The organism is Paenibacillus sp. FSL R7-0128 (assembly GCF_038002245.1).
GTDB lineage: Bacteria > Bacillota > Bacilli > Paenibacillales > Paenibacillaceae > Paenibacillus_AQ > Paenibacillus_AQ silagei.
On sequence record NZ_JBBOCD010000001.1, the window covers coordinates 6,756,472 to 6,775,165 of the forward strand.

The window sequence follows — 18,694 nt, forward strand, 5'->3', positions numbered from 1 at the left end:
TAATCAAGCTGTGAACCCGTAGTTATCTTACCCTAAGGAGAATCCATATGAGAAAAACTCTGCGTATGCAGCGCGGCTGGGGACAGCAAATCGTATTTCTCGGCCCCTGTCTGCTCTTTTTCCTGACCATTGTGGTCACCCCGTTCTTCCTCGGCTTCTACTACTCCTCCACGGACTGGAACGGGCTGGATCTGGACAAAGCAGTCTGGACCGGCGCGGCCAACTGGAAACGGATTTTCATGAATGACGATAAGTTCTGGGAGTCCCTGGTCTTCACCCTGCGCTTCACCGTGATCTCGGTTGTGGCTGCCAACGTGCTTGCACTGCTGCTGGCCTTCATTCTAATGACGACGCTGAAGACGAAGAAGCTGCTCCGTACCGTCTTTTTCATGCCCAATGTGATCGGCGGTATTCTGCTGGGCTACATCTGGCAGTTCATCTTCACCAAGGGCTTCGCTACAATCGGCGAGCTGACCGGGATTTCGTTCTTCCAGCTGCCCTGGCTGGGCACGCCAAGCACCGGGTTCTGGGGTCTGGTAATCGTGTTCGTCTGGCAGACAGCCGGTTATATGATGGTCATCTATATTGCCGGGCTGGCCGGGATTCCGAAGGATCTCATTGAAGCTGCCCGCATAGACGGTGCCCGCGCTCCGCAGCTGTTCAAGAGCGTCTACATCCCGCTGATTATGCCGGCGATCACCATCTGCCTGTTCCTGACGACCTCCAATGCCTTCAAAATGTTCGACCTCAACCTGTCGCTGACCAAAGGCGGACCCGGCACCTCGACTCAGTCGCTGGCCTATAACATTTATGCGGAGGCACTGATCAACAACCGGTATGGCCTCGGTACAGCCAAAGCGCTGCTCTTCTTCGCCGCCGTCTCCCTGATTACCGTCACCCAGGTCTGGCTTACCAAACGAAAAGAGGTGTCCGCCTAATGAACAGCAGCCGCTACCGCCCGGGCAACTTCATCCTCGAAATTGCCGCCATTCTGCTGGCTATTGTCTTCCTGTCACCGTTCTATCTGGTCCTGAGCAATTCGGTTAAAGGGCTGAAGGACATCCTGATCGATGCCGCTTCCTGGCCGCAGGTGCTCCACTGGAGTAACTATTCCAAGGTATGGGATGCCATTAACTTCCCGCAGGCCTTCTTCAACTCTCTGACCATTACGATTCTAAGTGTAATCTTCATCGTCCTGTTCAGCTCGATGGCCGCTTACCAGATTGTACGCAAGCCGACGCGCTTCAATTCCTTCGTGTTCCTGCTGCTGGTCTCGGCGATGATCATTCCGTTCCAGTCACTCATGCTGCAATTGGTCCGGGTGACCAGCCTGCTGGAGCTGCGCGGCGAGCTGTACGGCATTGTGGCCTGTTATCTCGGCTTCGGGATGCCGCTGTCGGTCTTCCTGTTCCACGGGTTCATTAAGACGGTGCCGCTGGAGCTGGAGGAAGCCGCGCGGGTGGACGGCTCGAATCCGTACGGCGTGTTCTTCCGGATCGTCTTCCCGCTGCTGCTGCCGATTATTGTAACTGTCATTATCCTGAATACACTGTGGATCTGGAATGACTATCTGCTGCCTGTCCTGGTGATCGGCGGGAATAAGGATCTGACGACCCTGCCCGTAGCTGTGACCAAGTTCTTCGGACAGTACACCAAGAAGTGGGATTTGGCCCTTGCGGGTCTCGTCATGGCGATCACGCCTATTCTCTTGTTCTTCCTGTCGCTACAGCGTTATATTGTGGAAGGCGTGACTGCAGGCTCCATTAAGGGATGATCACTCGGCCAGCTTTCCTTTGCAGCAATAATATCCACTTTTTCGAGCAACATATGAAGTGTAAGTCATCTATCCATTCCTTTACGCTCTAAGAGCAAGAACCACAGACCAGGGAGGTTATTCTATGAAAAGAAAGTTCGCGTTCATCATGGCAACCGTTTGCACCCTCATTATCGCAGGTTGCGGGAACAGCGGCAATACGAATTCCGCAGGCAATGGAAGCGCTACGAATGCTCCTAACGCGTCAACCGAATCCGCAGCACCGGAAGCCGGCAAAGCGCCTGCCAAGGATGTCACGATCAAGATGTTCCAGTTCAAGGTGGAGATTGCCGAGCAGCTGAATGCACTCGCTGAAGAATATGAGAAGGAGACAGGGGTGAAGGTGGAAGTCGAAACGCATGGCGGCGGTGAGGATTACGGCGCGCTGCTGAAGGCGGAGATTGCCTCCGGCTCTGAGCCTGAGATTTTCAATAACGGCGGGTATACTGCTCTTGTTCCTTATATGGACCGTGCCACTGACCTGAGCAATGAACCTTGGGCCGCCCAGTTGATTCCGACCGCCAAGACACCGGCAACCGTAGACGGCAAGCTCTATGGTATGCCTATGAATGTAGAAGGCTACGGGCTGATCTACAACAAGGATCTGTTCGCCAAAGCCGGCATAACGGAAGAGCCCAAGACACTCCCGCAGCTCAAGGATGCCGTAGCCAAGCTGAAGACCGCCGGCATCACGCCGTTTGAAGCGACCAATGAGTGGTGGTCGATGGGGATTCACCTCGTTAACGTGGGCATGGCGCACCAGCCTGATCCGAAGCAGTTCATTGACGATGTGAAGGCGGGCAAACAGACTATTAAGGGCAATGCTGTCTTCAAGCAGTGGCTGGATCTCGTAGATGTGATCTTCGATAATGCCCAAGATAACAAGATGACTACCGATTACGCGACCCAGGTGGCTGAATTCGCCTCCGGCAAGGCCGCCATGATGCTGCAGGGGAACTGGACGCAAGGCGATATCGACAAAATCGATCCGGCGCTGAACCTGGGCCTCCTCCCGCTCCCGATCAATAACGAAGAAGGCACCATCCTGGTAGGCGTGCCTAACAACTATATCGTGAACAGCAAATCCGCACATCCGGAGGAAGCCAAGGCCTTCCTGAACTGGATGGTCAGCTCGGAAACCGGCCAGAAGTATCTGACCAAGGAGTTCAAGTTCATCCCGGCGGAAGCAAATATCACCGCAGACGCTGCTGATATCGGCCAGGTTGCCGTTGCCGTGCAGGAGAAATCCGGGAACGCGCTGGGCTGGAACTGGGATATGTTCCCTGACGGCGTGACCCAGGGCTTCGGCGCTGCCATGCAGGAATACCTCGGCGGCCAGCTGAACCATGATCAGCTGCTGGAGAAGCTGGATAAAGCGGTGCAGGATATTGTGAAGCAATAGGGGGCTAATCCTTTAACAGAAAAGAGGTGTCTTCAGAAGCCGGCAAACGGCAATTGAGACACCTCTTTTGTTATGCGCATGATTTACGTACGATGCTCGGTGAGCACGCTCCGCTGTTTAAGAGGGAAAGTTACAAACACAGATTCAAGTGCACTTCTGCTCTTCATTTACGTTCGCCGCTATCTCTTGCCAATTCTGAGCGTTTTCTCTCACCGACCGATTGTATGGATAGCATTGGAGCATGGAGCCCATACTTCATCGCAGCAGCACCGATTGTATTCGGATTTCCGCATAGAGTCACTCTACGAATCCTTCACCCTTTACTGGGATTAGGTTTGTTCAGAATCCGCTCTATTCATAACAGCGCACTTCATACACCGCCGCAGAGGGGTCGCCGTTCGTAGCTTCGATCACGATCCGCAGCCTCTCCGTCCGGATGGAGTCCGGCAGCGTATGACGCACATGACGCTGATAATTATCCGTGGCATGAATGACATCGTTCCACTCTCCGCCCGTCCATGACTGGATACGGTACTCCTTCACACACTGCGGATCACGGTAGAAGGGCCCGTAGGCATGGTACTCACGGAATATATGTCCGGCGAAGGTGATCTCCACCGTACCTATCTGTTGTTCTTTTTCCCAGGATAGCTGCACCCACTGCGGCAACGGCTGCACAGGATCGGAGCGCCAGAGGTTGGTGTAGCGGTAAGGACGGGTAACCCCGCTCACAATATTCTCTGCGCCGAACGGCTGCTGCGGTGGAGCGATGCGGTAGCTCATCGTCATGCCCTTCTCGAAGCGCCGCATTCTGCCGCCGCCCATCTCGAAGGCGCTGATATGGCCGGGGATTATCGAGCCTGCCGCATGCCAGATGACCTGGGGATTCGCGGCCAGATCCAGCCGGATATACCTGCCCGGCTTCAGCCCCTGTGCAGCTCCGGCCGGGCTGGCCCATTCGATCCAGTGCCTGCCTCCCGGCGGAACGGTCAGGGTGCAGGAGGCCAGCTGCCCCTCCTCTGGCTCCAAACGGTAGTCCCATATATGGTCCACCTGGAGCAATACAGCTTCCACCTCCTGCGGCTGGTCCGTAATGTTGCTCAGGCAGACCGCCAGGCTGTCGAGCTGCGGGGAGGACACGGCGATCCATTGGCCGCGTCTTCGAAGCAGCAGCTCATCCTGCCCGCTCCAGTCCTTGCGGTCATTCCATTCGCTCAGCTTCGGCAGGTAAGTCCCGGTCTCCGGCCCTGCGCCGTAGACCGCTACCTCGCTGCTGGCCGAGACCGCAGCCTGCCGGGCCAGATCACCCGCATCGCGGTTCTCTGCGTTCGGCAGGAAGCAGCCGTCGCGCAGCAGCGTCTGCTGCAGCTCCTGCATGCCCTCCGTGGTCATTGCCTTGATGCCGATGTCCTTCTTCAAGGCAATGGCCGCTGCGGTTCCGGCAGCCTGGCCCATCAGGGCGCCGGTTGCCATGACGCGCACAGTTCCCAGCGCGGCGTGCGTCACGCTGACATTGCGGCCGGCCATCATCAGATTATCCACATCCCGGGCCAGCATGATGCGGAAGGGGATGCCATAGGGGCCGCAGTAGCTTTTGACCGCATAGTCGGAAGTCTCGTTGTAGCCTTCGGAGCTGGCATGCTCACTGGTCGCGGCCAGCAGGCCGCCCGGGGTATGCAAATCCAGGAACCAGCCGCCGTAGGCGATCTCGTCCTCGAACACCTTGCGGTTCACCGGATCATGCTCGGTCATGAAATATTCGCCCATAATCCGCCGGCTCTCCCGCTTGCCCGGCACCTGCCCGATCCAGTCCAGCGCGTAGTTCGCCGCAAGCTCCTTCGTCCGGGGATCACGGTTTTTGATCCAGTCCCAGATGCCCAGCGTATGCTTAGTCAGCTCATGCCGGATATCCTCGGCTTCCGTAATCGTATGCCAGGGCACGCCGATCTCGATCCACCAGTATCCGCTGCGGATATCGTAGGGTATGCGACCCTGGTCGTAGAAATACGCCGCATCCTCATATTTGGTGGCCCACTCCGGGGCTGTGTAGGGCACCGGCCGCCCCATATCCTTGGCCTTGAAATGTATCGAGTTCCCCATCGTGTCCCCGCTCGCCTGCTCGGGCGCATGAGGCTCGTTGAACTCGTCCCGCCCTTCGGTGCCCATTCTCCACTCACAGCCGGCGAGATCGGCAATCACGCCATCCCCGGTGCAGTCAATGAACAGATCCGCCGTGATCTCCAGATTCGTCTCCGCATTAGCAACCCGGGCCAGGATAGACTTAATGGTCTTGTCATCCTTCATCACGACCTCATGAACGGAGGTATTCAAATGAAAGGACAGATTCGGCGTGCTTAAGGCCATATCATACATCGTCATATCCCAGACGCTGTTCGTCCAGCCGTTCTCGGTAATCTCCTCATGGTTGCGCGCCCGCTCCTCGATGAACAGCTCGGAGATGATCCCTGTCTCCCTCGCGTACGTATGAAAGGCCGCTGCCCCGTGGAGCGTCACCCGGATCTCCGACGAGCTGTTGCCACCGAATACCGGCCGGTCCTGAATCAGGCAGGTCTTCGCCCCGTGCCGGGCAGCAGCAACGGCTGCGCAGAATCCGGCCATTCCCCCGCCGATTACTGCGAACTCATACTGTTCCTTTTTGTGCATCATAACGTCATCCCTCTCCTGTTTGTAACTGCAAATTTGCAGCACCTTAGCTCCTCATCTCTTAACTCTCCAACGCACCTCTTAGCTCCAGCTCCCTAGCCCTCCAGCTTTCCAACTCTCTAACTCTCCAGCCCTCCAACTCCTCAACTCCTCAGCCTTTAAGCCCCGTACTGGCAATCCCCTCAACGAACCAGCGCTGGAAGACGGTAACCACGAGCACAAGCGGTGCCAGTGCCGATACAGAAGCGGCCATAATCAGCGGATAATCCGTGCCGTTCTCATCCGTGAAGGTGGTCAGTCCAAGCGGGATGGTGAACAGATTGCGGTCCCGCAGCAGAATCAGCGGATTCTCATATTCATTCCAGTGCCAGGTGAACGTCAGGATCAGCAGGGTGACCAGCGCCGGCTTCGTCAGCGGAAGACAGATCTGCCAGAACATCCGCCAGTACCCGACCCCGTCTACCCGGGCTGCTTCCAGCAGCTCGCCGGGCAGCGTGCTGAAGAATTGCCGCATGATGAAGGTACCCAGCACCGTGAACATCCCCGGCAGAATAATCGCCAGATGCGTATTGACCATACCCAGGCTGTCGAACAATATGAACCGCGGGACAAAGAACACCTGGGCGGGAATAATCATGGTTGCCAGATACAGCAGGAAGATCGTCTCCTTGCCGCGGAACCGCAGCTTCGCGAAGGCATACCCGGCCATCGAGCTGGTAATCAGCGAGCCCAGTACCTGGAAGAAGGTGATTTTGACTGAATTCTTGTAATACACACCGAAGGAAACGGCCCCGTTCCAGACCTTCTCATAATTGGCGGTGTTCAGCGTATCCGGAATCCATTCGATCGGATAGCGGAACAGCTCCGAGGTGTTCTTGAAGGATGCCGAGAGCATCCAGATAAACGGCAGCAGCATCACAATTCCGATCAGAAGGAATCCAGCTGTAATCGATATTTTTGCGGCCACCAGATAAGTACTGCGCTTGTTCAACTACCTCACCCTTCCTCCCTAGAATTGATCCTGCCAGTTTTTCTGCGAGCGCCACTGCACCAGCGTCACAACGAAGATGAAGAGGAACAGCAGCCAGGACACCGTGGCTCCGTAGCTCATGTTCCGCAGCTCAAAGGCCTGCTCATAGATATACAGCGCAAGTACGCTGGAGGAGCGCATCGGCCCGCCACCCGTCATCACCTGCACCGAGGCGAATACCTGAAAGGATGAAATAATCAACGTAACCGCTGTCAAAAAGGTTGTCGGCTTCAGCATCGGCACGGTGATGTACAGAAAGCTTTTCAGGCCGCTGGCTCCATCAATCTCTGACGCTTCGTACAAATCCTTGGAAATCCCCTGGATACCGGCCATATACAGAATCATTGCATAGCCGATATACGTCCAGATGGTCATGATTATGATTCCCGTGAGCGACCAGTCCGGACTGGACAACCAACCCGGCGGATGGTCTATTCCCAGCGCTTTCAGCACCGAGTTGACCGGGCCCTGGGAAGGATTGTAGAGTACCCTCCAGACCACGGAAATGGCCACAATGCTGCTCATATACGGCAGAAAAATCATGGTACGGATCGCTGTCTTCATATAGACGAACCTGTTCAACACCACGGCCAGCAGCAGGCCCAGCACCAGCGCCACAGGCACACTTGTCAGGGAGAACACTACGTTATGCAGCAAGGATCTCCAGACAATGGGATCGCCCCCAAGCTTGAGGATATTGTCAAGACCGGCGAAGCTGAAGCCGTCCATTCCTTTGAGGTAGTCCCAGTCCGTGAAAATAAGGACGAAGCTGAACACCATAGGAAAGAGGATGAAGGCGGCAAAGCCCAGCAGGTTCGGAAGAATAAACAGATAACCGGCAATATTCTCCCTCGTTTTTTCTCTCATACACTCAACTCCTTTTACCAGTATTATAGAGGCGGGGCCCCGCTCCCTGAATGTCATAAACTGTGCTTAAACCGTGATATTCTTTGGAGTTGCCTGCTGCTGAACCGGCGGTTCAAAAAAAGCCGCTCCCCTACATTCAGGGAACGGCCATGTATCGTATTCATCTGTCTCAGGGGTTGCACCCGGTCCTATTTCGCCGCGGCAATCGCCTCGTCAGCCCGTTGCTTAATCGTCTGTACGGTAGTATCCAGATCCTGCGCATCCATGAAGTACTTCTCGGCTTCTTCCATGAAGGCCTTGCGCATCTCGGTCAGCCCCGCCGTCTGGGTGATCTCTGTATTCGTATACTGGGTGTTCAGCAGCTTCACGAAGGATTCCTTGTCAAAATACTGGGCCTTGTCGCCCATAATGGCTTCCGCCACCTGCGCGACATCGGCCTTCTTGCTGGAAGGAATACGTCCGCCGGGCAGCATTTCGGTATTCCCCTCGGTGAGGAACCAGCTCAGAAACTTCATCGACGCCTCCTTGTTCGGGCTCTTGGCATTGATCGAGGTCATGTCATTCAGCTTGCTGTTGTTGATATTGCCCCCCGCCGTCCACTGCGGCATTGGCGCAAAGGCAATCTGATAATCGCGGTTCGGGTACGCGGTGTCATCCTTGATATAGCGGACAAAGTAAGCGGATGTATAGGTTGAAGCCGCTCTTCCGTTCAGCAGCTCATCCTGAGGCTGGGCTTTGTTCGCTACCCCTTCCGCATAAGGCATCACATTCTTGCCGTCAATGAGCTTTTTCTGCAGCTCAAGCCCCTTGCGGAATGCTTCATGCCCGAAGTTGGATGTGCCGTCGGCGGCATAATAAGCATCCTTCGGCTGGGCAGAATTCAGCACATCGAAGGCAATCGGCTCCCAGGTAGGCGTGAAGAACGCCCCGTACTGTCCGTCCCGGGTCAGCTTTCCGGCCAGTGCTGCGTAGTCATCCCAGGTCCAGCCCGGCTCCGGGACGCTCTCTCCGATAGCATCCAGCGAAGCCTTGTTGAAGGCGATGAACTTCACATCCCTGGACCCCGGAAGGTTATAGATGGTTCCGTCGACCTTCGTAATGTTCTCCGAGCCGATGATTCCCTCCAGGTCGAACCCGCTGGACTCGATCAGCCCCTCCAGCGGCTCTACCATACCGGCCTTAATGCGCCGTTCCAGATGGGCGTCCGCGTAGCTGACAAATAAGTCAGGAGCATCCGTATTCGACAGGAGCGCCGTCTCCAGCTTCACATTGCCCGGATCATCATTCACGAACCGGACATATTCCACCTGAATGTCAGTGTTCTCCGCGTTCCAGCGGTCTACAACCGCCTTGGGCCCGTTCTCTTCAGGCACGCCGCCCCACCATTTTAGTGTAACCGTTTTCGAATTCCCGGAGGTCTGTGCGCTCTGCTGCGGCGTATTGCCCGGTTCGCCAGCCTGACTCCCGTTATTGCCTCCGCAGCCGCTTAACAGCACACTTGCCAGCAGGACAGAGGACAGGCTTAATGTGAATCCACGCTTCATTATGATTTCCCCTTTCGTTAGTTGAACAGTAAGCACACCTTAGTTATAACAAAGCGCTGCCCAATAACGAACGGCTTATTCTTTGGTCTTCGAGGGATTTTCCAAGCTGGATGGCTTGCGGCCGATCACAGTTTTGCGGTATTCCAGCGGAAATAATCCCTCTATCTTCTTAAAATACTTACTGAAATGATTGGAATCGGCATAGCCGACCATTTCCGAAATTTCATAGATTTTATAGGTGGGATTGCGCAGCAGCTCCCGGGCCTTCTGCATGCGGATCTGCGTCAGATAATCCACAATCTTCACACCTGTCTCCTTCTTGAACATGACACTGAGATAATTCTCGGCAAACCCCGTCCTTCTGGCCAAGTCGGCCACCTTCAGTGAACTGGCGTACTCCTCCTCCATGATGGCGATCATCTGCTTCACCTCATCACGGTATACCGGCTGGCTGTTCCGTCCCGTCAGGGTTAAGGCTTCCGGAAGCCAGCCCAGAAACCAGCTGCCGATCTCCCCGAGCGTCTCCGCGTTGCGGATCACATCGAAGGGGTATCTTCCCTGATGCTCGGGCATGACATACAGAATATCCCCCGACTGCCCCATATGCCGGAAGACCAGATGCAGCCACTGCAGCCACTGCTCCCTGACCCAGGCGGCCCCCATCGCCTCTTCCGCCTGCAGCCGGGCAGTCCAGTGCCGTAATTCCTCCAGAATCACAGCCTCTTCCGCCGTTTCCAGCAAGGTATCCCAGTGCCCGCTTCTCAGAATACTCACCTTGGGCTGAACTTCTCCCGCCCCGGCCAGCGGGTACAAGATATGACGGTCTTCATGAAAAAACCGCCGCCCGAGCGTCAGCTCCGCCTGCCGGAAGCCTTCATTTAACTGATACGGGCTGCAGCTGTCCCCGGACACGCCGAAGCTTACATTGACCTTGGCAAAGGTGCTGCCTGCAGCCTTAAGCTCATCCAGCATCCCTTCCGCATAGGAGCCGGCCAGGATCACCAGCTTGCGGTTATGCATATCCACCAGCTGGCACTTTTCATATTTTTTCAATATTTCCGCAAAAATATTGCTGACCGTATAGATGAGCAGCTGCTCACTCTGGAACCGGTTCTCCTCCAGGACCTGCCGGTAATGGTCGACACCCGCCACAATCACCCGGCAGCCCTCCAGGACGAACGCCGGAAGGTTCCCGTCCCGCTGCAGATGGTCCACCTCCAGCCTCGACCTTTGCTTCACAAGCAAGTCAAGCAGCGTCAGCTCGGCGGATTTCGACTCCAGCACCTTGATCCGGTAATCCAGCTTATGCTTCTCCGAGCGCTCCTGTTGTTCACTGTGGAAGGACTGCTGAAGCCGCTTGCATTTATCAAGCAGCTCTTCCGGCGTATAAGCCAGCTTCAGCGTATAATCGGCAGCCCCCAGCCGCAGCGCCTTCTGCACATATTCAAAGTCATTATGGTTGGACAAAATAATAAACTTTATCTCCGGCCACTTCACCCGGACATGATTCATGAGATCAAGGCCATTCATCTCCGGCATCCGGATATCGGACAGAATGATATGGCAGACTTCGCGTTCCAGCAGCTCCAGAGCCTCCACGCCGTTCGCGGCTTCACCGATAATCTCAAAGCCGTGCTCCTCCCACTTAATCAGCGTCTTGAGCGCCACCCGCACCAGAATTTCATCATCCACAATCAACACGCGTGTTGTCATCCTTCAAGCTCCTTCCGATAAGGAATCCGCACCGTCACCTGAAGTCCGCCCCCGTCCGGCCGGGACAGGAGGATGCCGCAGGTCTGCCCGAAGTGGATTTTGATTCTCCTGTCCACATTCAGCAACCCGATGCCGCTCGTCTTCACATGATCCTGCTGCAATTGATTAGAGATTACCTGCATGGTCTCCTCAGAGATCCCCTTGCCGTTATCCCTAATATGAATGAGCAGGTAGGGACCGGTGCATTCCGCCTCGATGCGGATATGCAGCGGCAGCTGCGAGCCATGGATAATACTGTTCTCCACCAGCGGCTGGAGCGTGAATTTCAGCACCGTGCAATCCAGCAGCTCTTCCGCAACCTGAATAGAGACGGTGATGTCGTCGTGGTACCGGATCTTCTGCAGTGACATATACAGCTCCAGATATTCCAGCTCCTGCCCCAGCGTTACGAATAGCGTATTCTGCTTCATGGAGAACTCCATCAGCTTACCCAGCGCGGTAATCATATCGCTGACATTGCGGTTGGTCCCCGAGAGCATGGCCATCAGCTTGATGGAATTGAGCGTATTGAACAGGAAGTGGGGATTAATTTGTGCCTGGAGCGCCTGAAAATGCGCCTCCTCCTTATGCCGCTGCTCCTCCGCCACATGATGGACCAGTTCCTCCAGCTGCGCGACCATTTTATTGAAATGGCTTCCGAGTACGGCGATCTCATCCTTGCCGCGCACCTCAACCTTGGTGCTGAAGTTGCCGCTGCCCACCCTGCTCATGGAGCGCACCAGTGCATAGAGCGGCTTCGTCAGGCGCAGCAGGATGTAGATCACGATCATGATCCCCACGCCGAAGAACAGCAGGAACAAGGCAATGGACTTCGTCCGGGAGTTATCCAACTGGGCGGAGAAATCCCCGATCCGCTGCAGGGAGACAATGGATATGCCCACCTGCGGGACTGAAGCCGCATTCATTAGATAGGTTTCCTTGCCCAAGGACAGCTTCCTCGTTACAGACGGACTCTTCCTTAAGTCTTCCAGCTGCTCCGGCGTCAGGGAATACTGCTGCTTGCCGTATATATCATACAGGGCTCCGGCCGTGTCCATCACCAGCAGCTGCGTATTATCGGGCAGCCCTTTGGCGGGGATGCCATAGAATTGACTCACTGGAATGGCTACTACACTTAATCCCCAGTTACGGATGGAGGATTCGAACGCAAAGGAACGCGACAGCAGCATGAACTCCTTATCCGGCGCATTCTCGGTATACCCCAGGGCTGCGGGCAAGCGGTAGACCCGCTCCCAATAGGGATAGCCCTTCTGCTCCATCCCCGTCTTGAACCAGGGTTCGCGGATAATCGTACCCGTTGCCTGGCGGTTGAAATTGTATAAGGTCGTCACCACACTGCCCTCCGCATCGACAAGTCCGATGAAGGCGCTGTTATCCAGCAGGATATCCCTTAAATAGCCCATCTTCTTCTGAATTTGAAAAATAGCCCCCATCGCCTCCGCATTCCCGTAGTCCCAGTTGAAGGTATTGGAGCCGAAAGACTGGGCCATATCCGCCTCCAGCAGATAAGTCGCCTGAATCATCCGTTTAGCTTTATCATTAATCGTCAAGGCTGCCTGCTCGATCAGGCTCTGATTGGCAGCATACACTTCCTGCTCCACCACGCTGACCGATGTTGTGAAGTAGCTGTACAGCACGATCAGCGTCGGCAGGGCAATCACGATGAGTACGGTAGCGATCAGCTTGCTGCGGATCGAACGCAGCCCTCTCCAGCTTCCGGTTATGGCGGCTTCCTCCCTGGCTCTGCGACCTGTAATCCCGAAATATCTTAAACACATTAATTATAGCAAAGGATAGGCCGTGCAATGAATGGGATATACTGTTTAAAAACAGGGGAATTCTGTTTCGGGTCAGGCACATCACCTGTGATCAGCAGCGCCAGCAGCAAACAGAGCAGCGACCCTCTTAGGAGGACCGCTGCTCTGTTACAATACACATGCTTCAAGTTCAATGCTTTACACAAACATCTCCACAACCAGGAACAGGTTCAGCGCGACCACCAGGGCGGAGATCATCCAGCCGAGGATGGTGGTGATCCGGTGATTCACCAGTCCCTTCATGATCTTGCGGTCGCTGGTGAAGATCACGAGCGGAATCAGGGCAAAGGCAATCCCGAAGGAGAGGACGACCTGGCTCATGACCAGTGCGCTGGTAGCATTAATGCCCATGGCGATGATAGCCAGCGGGGGGATGATTGTAATCGCCCGCCGGAGGTAGAGATTAATTTTTTTATTAATGAAGCCCTGCATGACCACATCACCGGCCATCGTACCAACCGACGAGCTGGATAGCCCTGCGATCAGAAGGCCCAGGCCGAAGGAGACTGCCGTCACGGGACCGGCCAGATTGCGGAACTGCTCGAAGGCGACATCCAGATCCTGCACCACCAGACCGTTCTTGAAGAACAGCGCGGCCGCCACAATGACCATCGCCATATTGACCGCACCGGCAATCAGCATCGCGATAAGGATATCGATGAATTCCAGCCGGAAGATCTGCTTCTTTTCCCGTTCATCAATCCCGACGATCCGGCTCTGGGTTAGCGAAGAATGCAGATAGATTGCATGGGGCATTACGGTAGCTCCGAGAATTCCCGCTGCCAGCAGGACGCTGTCCACGCCCTCGAACCTTGGAGTGAACATGCCGGCAACCACACTTCCCGCATCCGGCTTCGCCATAATGACCTGGAACGCAAAGGCCAGCACCACGATCATCACCATCCCGGCGATTCCGGCCTCCAGGGTACGGTACCCGCGCCGTTGTAATTCCAGAATCGCGAAGGAACCCACTGCGGTAATCAGGGCCGCTGGCAGCATCGGGATGCCGAACAGCAGATACAGTCCGAGCGCGGCCCCGATAAACTCGGCCAGATCGGTTGCGATAATGACCAATTCACTCTGTATCCACAGGAAGATGGATACGCCCTTCGGGAATTTCTCCCGTGCGACCTCCGGAAGATTCTTGCCGGTGGCAATGCCCAGCTTGGCGGATAAGGATTGTATCAGTACAGCCATCAGATTCGAGGCAAAGATGACCCATAATAACAGGTAACCGTATTTCGAGCCTGCCGTAATATTAGTGGCAAAATTGCCGGGGTCCAGATAAGCTACGGAAGCTATAAAAGCCGGGCCCAGAAAAGGAAGAAGTCTCTTCAGTCCTTTGACATCTCCATTAAGCACGGATTGTGCCGAATGTGTATTGATATGACCTTTTAGTATAGGGGATGATTCTACTGCGGTATTTTGCTCCATCATGTTCTGTCCTCCTCTTGCCCGGAAAAAGTTGTCTATACACACGAAAGTTTCCCTGGTGCAACATTTGATCTGGTTTTATTATAATCCGCAAGTTGAGAATTGTAAATGTATTTTCATTGGGTTTTCATGTAATGTCTCGACCCATATTATGTAAGGCCACTCTGTTAAGTGAGGCTCTTGCCGTATGTTATTACCCGCTCCCATTATCGAGTTGACTCCTCTGCCGGGGGTGATTGTACTTTGTGCAGTAGATTACACAATAATTTGCGATAAAACTCACTCTGTTGTATTTCATACATTTGATTTTCGTTTTTTTGTTTTCAAAGGCCATTTTCCCAGTAATCTGCTGTATAAGCTACAATAAAAGCTGCTTTTTGGTCGATTATAATGAAATTTAATGTACAAAGTGCAGCCAACGCTTTACTCCCAACCCGATATTTCTCCCACTTGTCGACCATTAGCCTGGCAGACGCATACGCAAATCAGCGATCCTCCAGTAACAGGAGCACCGCTGCTTGTGTAACATTCTAAACTTTTTAAGAAGTTAGCCTGGCATAGCCCGCACAACCCGCCAAATTCTAGATTCATCCACTACTTATTCGCTGCTGCTTACGTGTCCTGCGTTGCCCTTCCAGGTGTCCTTAAGCGGAACGATTCGGTTGAACACCAGCTTCTGAGCTGTGCTATGCTTGCTGTCGATGCAGAAATAGCCGTGACGCAAGAACTGGTAGGTGTCCCCGGGCTGAGGGTTGCCCGCAAGCGGCTCCAGCAGGCAATCTGTAAGCAGGGTCACGGAACCCGGATTGATGTATTCCTCCCAGCTCTCTCCTTCCTGCTTCGGCCCGTTGTTATCCGTCAGCAGCTGCTCATACAGGTATACGTCACTCTTCAGCGCATGAGCAGCCGAGACCCATTGCACAGTCCCCTTCACCTTCCGGCCGCTTAGAGGGCCGCCGCTGCGGGTCTCCGGGTCGTAGGTACACCGCAGTTCGAGGATTTCTCCCGTCTCTGCGTCCTTCATGACTTCATTGCAGCGGATAATGTATCCGCCCTTAAGCCGCACCTCACCGCCTGGGACCAGTCTGCGGAAGCCCTTCAGAGGCACCTCCATGAAATCGGCCCGCTCGATGTAGAGCGTGCCGGAGAACGGTACTTCTCTTGAACCCAGCCCGGCATTCTCAGGGTTGTTAGGGATCGGAAGCAGCTCAGAGGCCCCGGCGGCGTAATTGGTAAGCACGACCTTCAGCGGGTCCAGTACCGCCATGACCGCCGGCACCTTCGCCTTCAGGTCCTGTCTCAGGCAATGCTCCAGCAGCGAGAAATCCACCATCGCCGTATTGCGGACCATGCCGATCTCCCGCACGAAGGCCTCGATGCTCTCCGGCGTGAATCCCCGTCTGCGCAGCCCGCTGAGCGTAGGCAGGCGCGGATCATCCCAGCCGTCCACGAAGCCTCCGGCTACCAGTGCCCGGAGATGCCGCTTGCTTGTAACCACTCCGGTCAGGTTCACCCGGCCGAATTCCCTCTGTCTCGGCGGTTCCGGGGTGCCCAGCTCGTTCAGCACCCATTCGTACAGCGGCCGGTGATCCTTGAACTCGATCGAGCAGAGCGAATGCGTCACCCCTTCCAGCGCATCCTGAATCGGATGGGCGAAATCATACATCGGGTAGATGCACCAGGCAACGCCCGTGCGGTAATGCGCGGCATGAATAATCCGGTACAACACCGGATCTCGCAGATTCATGTTCGGCGAGGCCATGTCGATCTTGGCCCGCAGCACTTTAGCGCCATTCGGATAGCTCCCCGCACGCATCTCCCGGAACAGCCGCAGATTCTCCTCCGGCGTTCGGCTGCGGTAAGGACTGTCCTTCCCCGGCTCGGTTAAGGTCCCCCGGTAAGCCGTTACCTCTGCTGCCGTCATATCACAAACATAGGCTTTCCCCTTCAGAATGAGCGTCTCTGCCCTGCGGTAGAACTCCTCCGAATAATCGGAGCCGTAGTAGATGTGTTCCCCGGGACTGCAGCCCAGCCATTCAAGGTCACGGATGATCGCTTCCACATACTCCTTATCCTCTTTGAGCGGGTTGGTATCATCGAAGCGCAGATGGAAGCGTCCGCCATATTTACGGGCGATCCCCATATTCGTGTGGATGGCAAAAGCACTCCCGATATGCAGATAGCCATTGGGCTCCGGCGGAAACCGGGTGCAGATCTCCCGGCTGAAGACTCCCGCCTCCACATCTTCACTAATCAGCCTATCCATATAATTCTCCGGCAGAGCCGGTCCATTATTCTCTGTCATTCCAATCTCCTCCTGTTCATGGGTGGTACGCCGCCTTATCTGGATACAACAAAAAAGAACCTCACCTCCAAGACCGTAAGTCTTGGGGACGAAATTCTCGCGGTACCACCCCAGGTTCATTAATATGTCACCATATTAATCTCATCAAGTACGGCGCTGCCGTCCGGCAGGCTTATACTCTAGCTCTGTAACAGGAGCTCCTGTCGTACCATCCCCGGCTGCTGCCTGGTTCCGGTAAGCCGCTCAGAGGCTTGTTTCCATCCAGTCTTCCCTGCTCCTTCACACCAGCCGGAGCTCTCTGTGAGGGAAGAACCTGAATGTACTCTTCTCGTCATCGCGTTTGCGTTATTGGATACAGAATAACAAAACTCACAACGGGTGTAAAGGGCTGCACCGGACTGCCGGGAGCAGCAGCCTAAGCCTCTGCCGGGTCCTGGCTTAGCGCCGCGAGCAGCTCCAGCGCTTCCTCATGCTCCGGCTCAATCAGCAGCGATCTGCGCGTATAATCCAGCGCCGCCTCATCATCCTCCTGCTCGTAGCTGCAGATCGCCAGGCAGTACAGCACGGTAATTACCGGCTCCTCCTCACTGGACTGGAGCGAATGCTCCAGGAAGCGGCGGGATTCCCCGTACTGCTCCATCTCGAACAGCAGCAGGCCGCAGTCCAGCGCCAGATCATACTTTTGCGGCATCGGGTAGAAGCCCCGCCACATCCGGTCGATCCCCCGCTGAAGGTCCAGCAGCTCCTCGTCGCTGGCATCCGGCAGCAGCGCAGAGATCCGCTCGGCACTCTGAATGAACAGCTCCGCGTCATAGCCCCCCAGCCGCCAGAAGGCCAGGATCTGCTGCATGCCGATGGTGTCGTAATTCTTATCGATCCACACCTTCAGGCTGAAGAAATCATCCGGCCCGAACCGCTCGACAAACCGCCGGTAGGCCAGCCGGGTATGCGGATGCAGCATCGGCTCCTCCAGCATCAGGATGCAGCCCACATTGAGATTTTTATAATGATGCTGCGTGAACTGGGATTGTGCGCCCTTCCGCTCAAAATAATGCACCAGCGCATGATAATTCGCTGTAAGCGAGATGCTTCCGTGATGAATCAGCTTCGGCGGCTCGGCAAACTCCCAGTTCTCCAGACGGTGGTCTCCCTTATCGGCAGTGAGCAGCAGGAAGCTTCCCCGGGAGAGTGCACCCAGACGCTCCATACAGGACAGGGCTGCCTCCGGGAACAGCACATGTGAATCCTCCAGCTTGTCCAAATAGAACGAGATCACTTCATGATAAGGATACGAGCTGTCCTCATAGCCCGCTGCACGCTTGTAATGGTATTCCGGCACCAGATCACGGAGCACCTCGGACGGCCCCATGGTAGCAGACTGCTCAGGATATTTCAGCGAGACCTCACATTCATAGATCTTGCCTTCATCCACATAGAGCAGCTCCTGAGGGATACTGTCGAAGAAGTAGTTGGCGATCACCATCAGCGGCTGCCCCAGCTCCCCTGGCTTAATTACCAATCCGCTCTGCGTTAAGCTCAGCTCCGTATCCCGGACCGCATCGAAGCGGGCAAAGTCCAGCATTCCCTGTTCTACAAAAGGCTTCAGCCCCTCATGCTGCTGCCAGCCCTCAATGTTTTTCCAGGGCAAATCGCTCATCACATAGCGGAACGGCGGCAGCGGCACGCCCGCATACTGGATCAGCTCACACAGCTGCTGGAGCACATGGAACGCCAGACGCCCCACACCTGCACCCAGCTCCAGTACCACTACCGGCTCTGTAGTGAATCCCTTCTGCGCACGGTCCTGAAGAAAGCCGAAGATGATCTCCGCATACGCTGTTCCAATCATCGGATTGCTTGTAATATACTGCGGAACCTGGTCGTTGGCCCAAGCCTGGAGCCCCAGCTGTTCATAGTAGGTGCGCTGCAACTCCCATATAGGCGCTTCGCTGAAGCGGTAGCGTTCTTGTCCACTTAATGTCATTGGTTCTAACCCTGCTCTCTGATTATCGTACGGATCTTTGTCCGGTAGTCAAATATTATCA

General features: G+C 55.2%; 12 protein-coding genes and 1 other annotated feature. Of the genes, 3 read left to right on the forward strand and 9 right to left on the reverse strand.

Translation table 11 applies throughout. The annotated features are described in order from the left end of the window. Positions 1-47: 47 nt before the first annotated feature. From NST26_RS28605 to NST26_RS28615, 3 genes are all read left to right on the forward strand, one after another. Positions 48-938 (forward strand): carbohydrate ABC transporter permease, encoded by an 891-nt coding sequence (locus tag NST26_RS28605; protein ID WP_209876702.1) that lies wholly within the window; start codon positions 48-50, stop codon positions 936-938. Then, on the forward strand, positions 938-1,774 hold the full coding sequence (locus NST26_RS28610; RefSeq protein WP_340957897.1) for a carbohydrate ABC transporter permease: 837 nt from the start codon (positions 938-940) through the stop codon (positions 1,772-1,774). The genes NST26_RS28605 and NST26_RS28610 overlap by 1 nt, the downstream gene beginning before the upstream one ends. Positions 1,775-1,898: 124 nt before the next feature. After that, positions 1,899-3,215, forward strand: coding sequence for an ABC transporter substrate-binding protein (locus NST26_RS28615; RefSeq protein ID WP_209876700.1), 1,317 nt, complete (start codon positions 1,899-1,901; stop codon positions 3,213-3,215). Positions 3,216-3,566: 351 nt separating this feature from the next. Here the strand turns inward: NST26_RS28615 and NST26_RS28620 are convergent, their stop codons facing one another. The 9 genes from NST26_RS28620 to NST26_RS28660 all read right to left on the reverse strand — a co-directional run bounded on the left by NST26_RS28620 (position 3,567) and on the right by NST26_RS28660 (position 18,633). After that, positions 3,567-5,882 (reverse strand): FAD-dependent oxidoreductase, encoded by a 2,316-nt coding sequence (locus tag NST26_RS28620; protein ID WP_340957895.1) that lies wholly within the window; start codon positions 5,880-5,882, stop codon positions 3,567-3,569. Positions 5,883-6,030: 148 nt separating this feature from the next. Then, complete coding sequence (locus tag NST26_RS28625) at positions 6,031-6,870, reverse strand: carbohydrate ABC transporter permease (protein WP_339251460.1); 840 nt, start codon at positions 6,868-6,870, stop codon at positions 6,031-6,033. Positions 6,871-6,888: 18 nt separating this feature from the next. Further along, complete coding sequence (locus tag NST26_RS28630) at positions 6,889-7,776, reverse strand: carbohydrate ABC transporter permease (protein ID WP_339251462.1); 888 nt, start codon at positions 7,774-7,776, stop codon at positions 6,889-6,891. 188 nt (positions 7,777-7,964) lie between these two features. After that, entirely contained in the window at positions 7,965-9,320 is a 1,356-nt protein-coding gene (locus NST26_RS28635; RefSeq protein ID WP_340957894.1) for an ABC transporter substrate-binding protein, read from the reverse strand. A 75-nt stretch (positions 9,321-9,395) separates the two neighbouring features. Beyond that, positions 9,396-11,033, reverse strand: coding sequence for a response regulator (locus NST26_RS28640; RefSeq protein ID WP_340957892.1), 1,638 nt, complete (start codon positions 11,031-11,033; stop codon positions 9,396-9,398). Next, positions 11,030-12,871, reverse strand: coding sequence for a sensor histidine kinase (locus NST26_RS28645; RefSeq protein WP_340957890.1), 1,842 nt, complete (start codon positions 12,869-12,871; stop codon positions 11,030-11,032). The genes NST26_RS28640 and NST26_RS28645 overlap by 4 nt, the downstream gene beginning before the upstream one ends. Positions 12,872-13,048: 177 nt before the next feature. Then, on the reverse strand, positions 13,049-14,344 hold the full coding sequence (locus NST26_RS28650) for an Nramp family divalent metal transporter (RefSeq protein ID WP_339257628.1): 1,296 nt from the start codon (positions 14,342-14,344) through the stop codon (positions 13,049-13,051). Between the two features lie 598 nt (positions 14,345-14,942). Next, complete coding sequence (locus NST26_RS28655; protein WP_340957889.1) at positions 14,943-16,649, reverse strand: glutamine--tRNA ligase/YqeY domain fusion protein; 1,707 nt, start codon at positions 16,647-16,649, stop codon at positions 14,943-14,945. Between the two features lie 81 nt (positions 16,650-16,730). Next, positions 16,731-16,993: a binding site (T-box leader), on the reverse strand. A gap of 71 nt (positions 16,994-17,064) precedes the next feature. Beyond that, on the reverse strand, positions 17,065-18,633 hold the full coding sequence (locus NST26_RS28660) for a tetratricopeptide repeat protein (protein WP_340957887.1): 1,569 nt from the start codon (positions 18,631-18,633) through the stop codon (positions 17,065-17,067). Between the last annotated feature and the right edge of the window lie 61 nt (positions 18,634-18,694).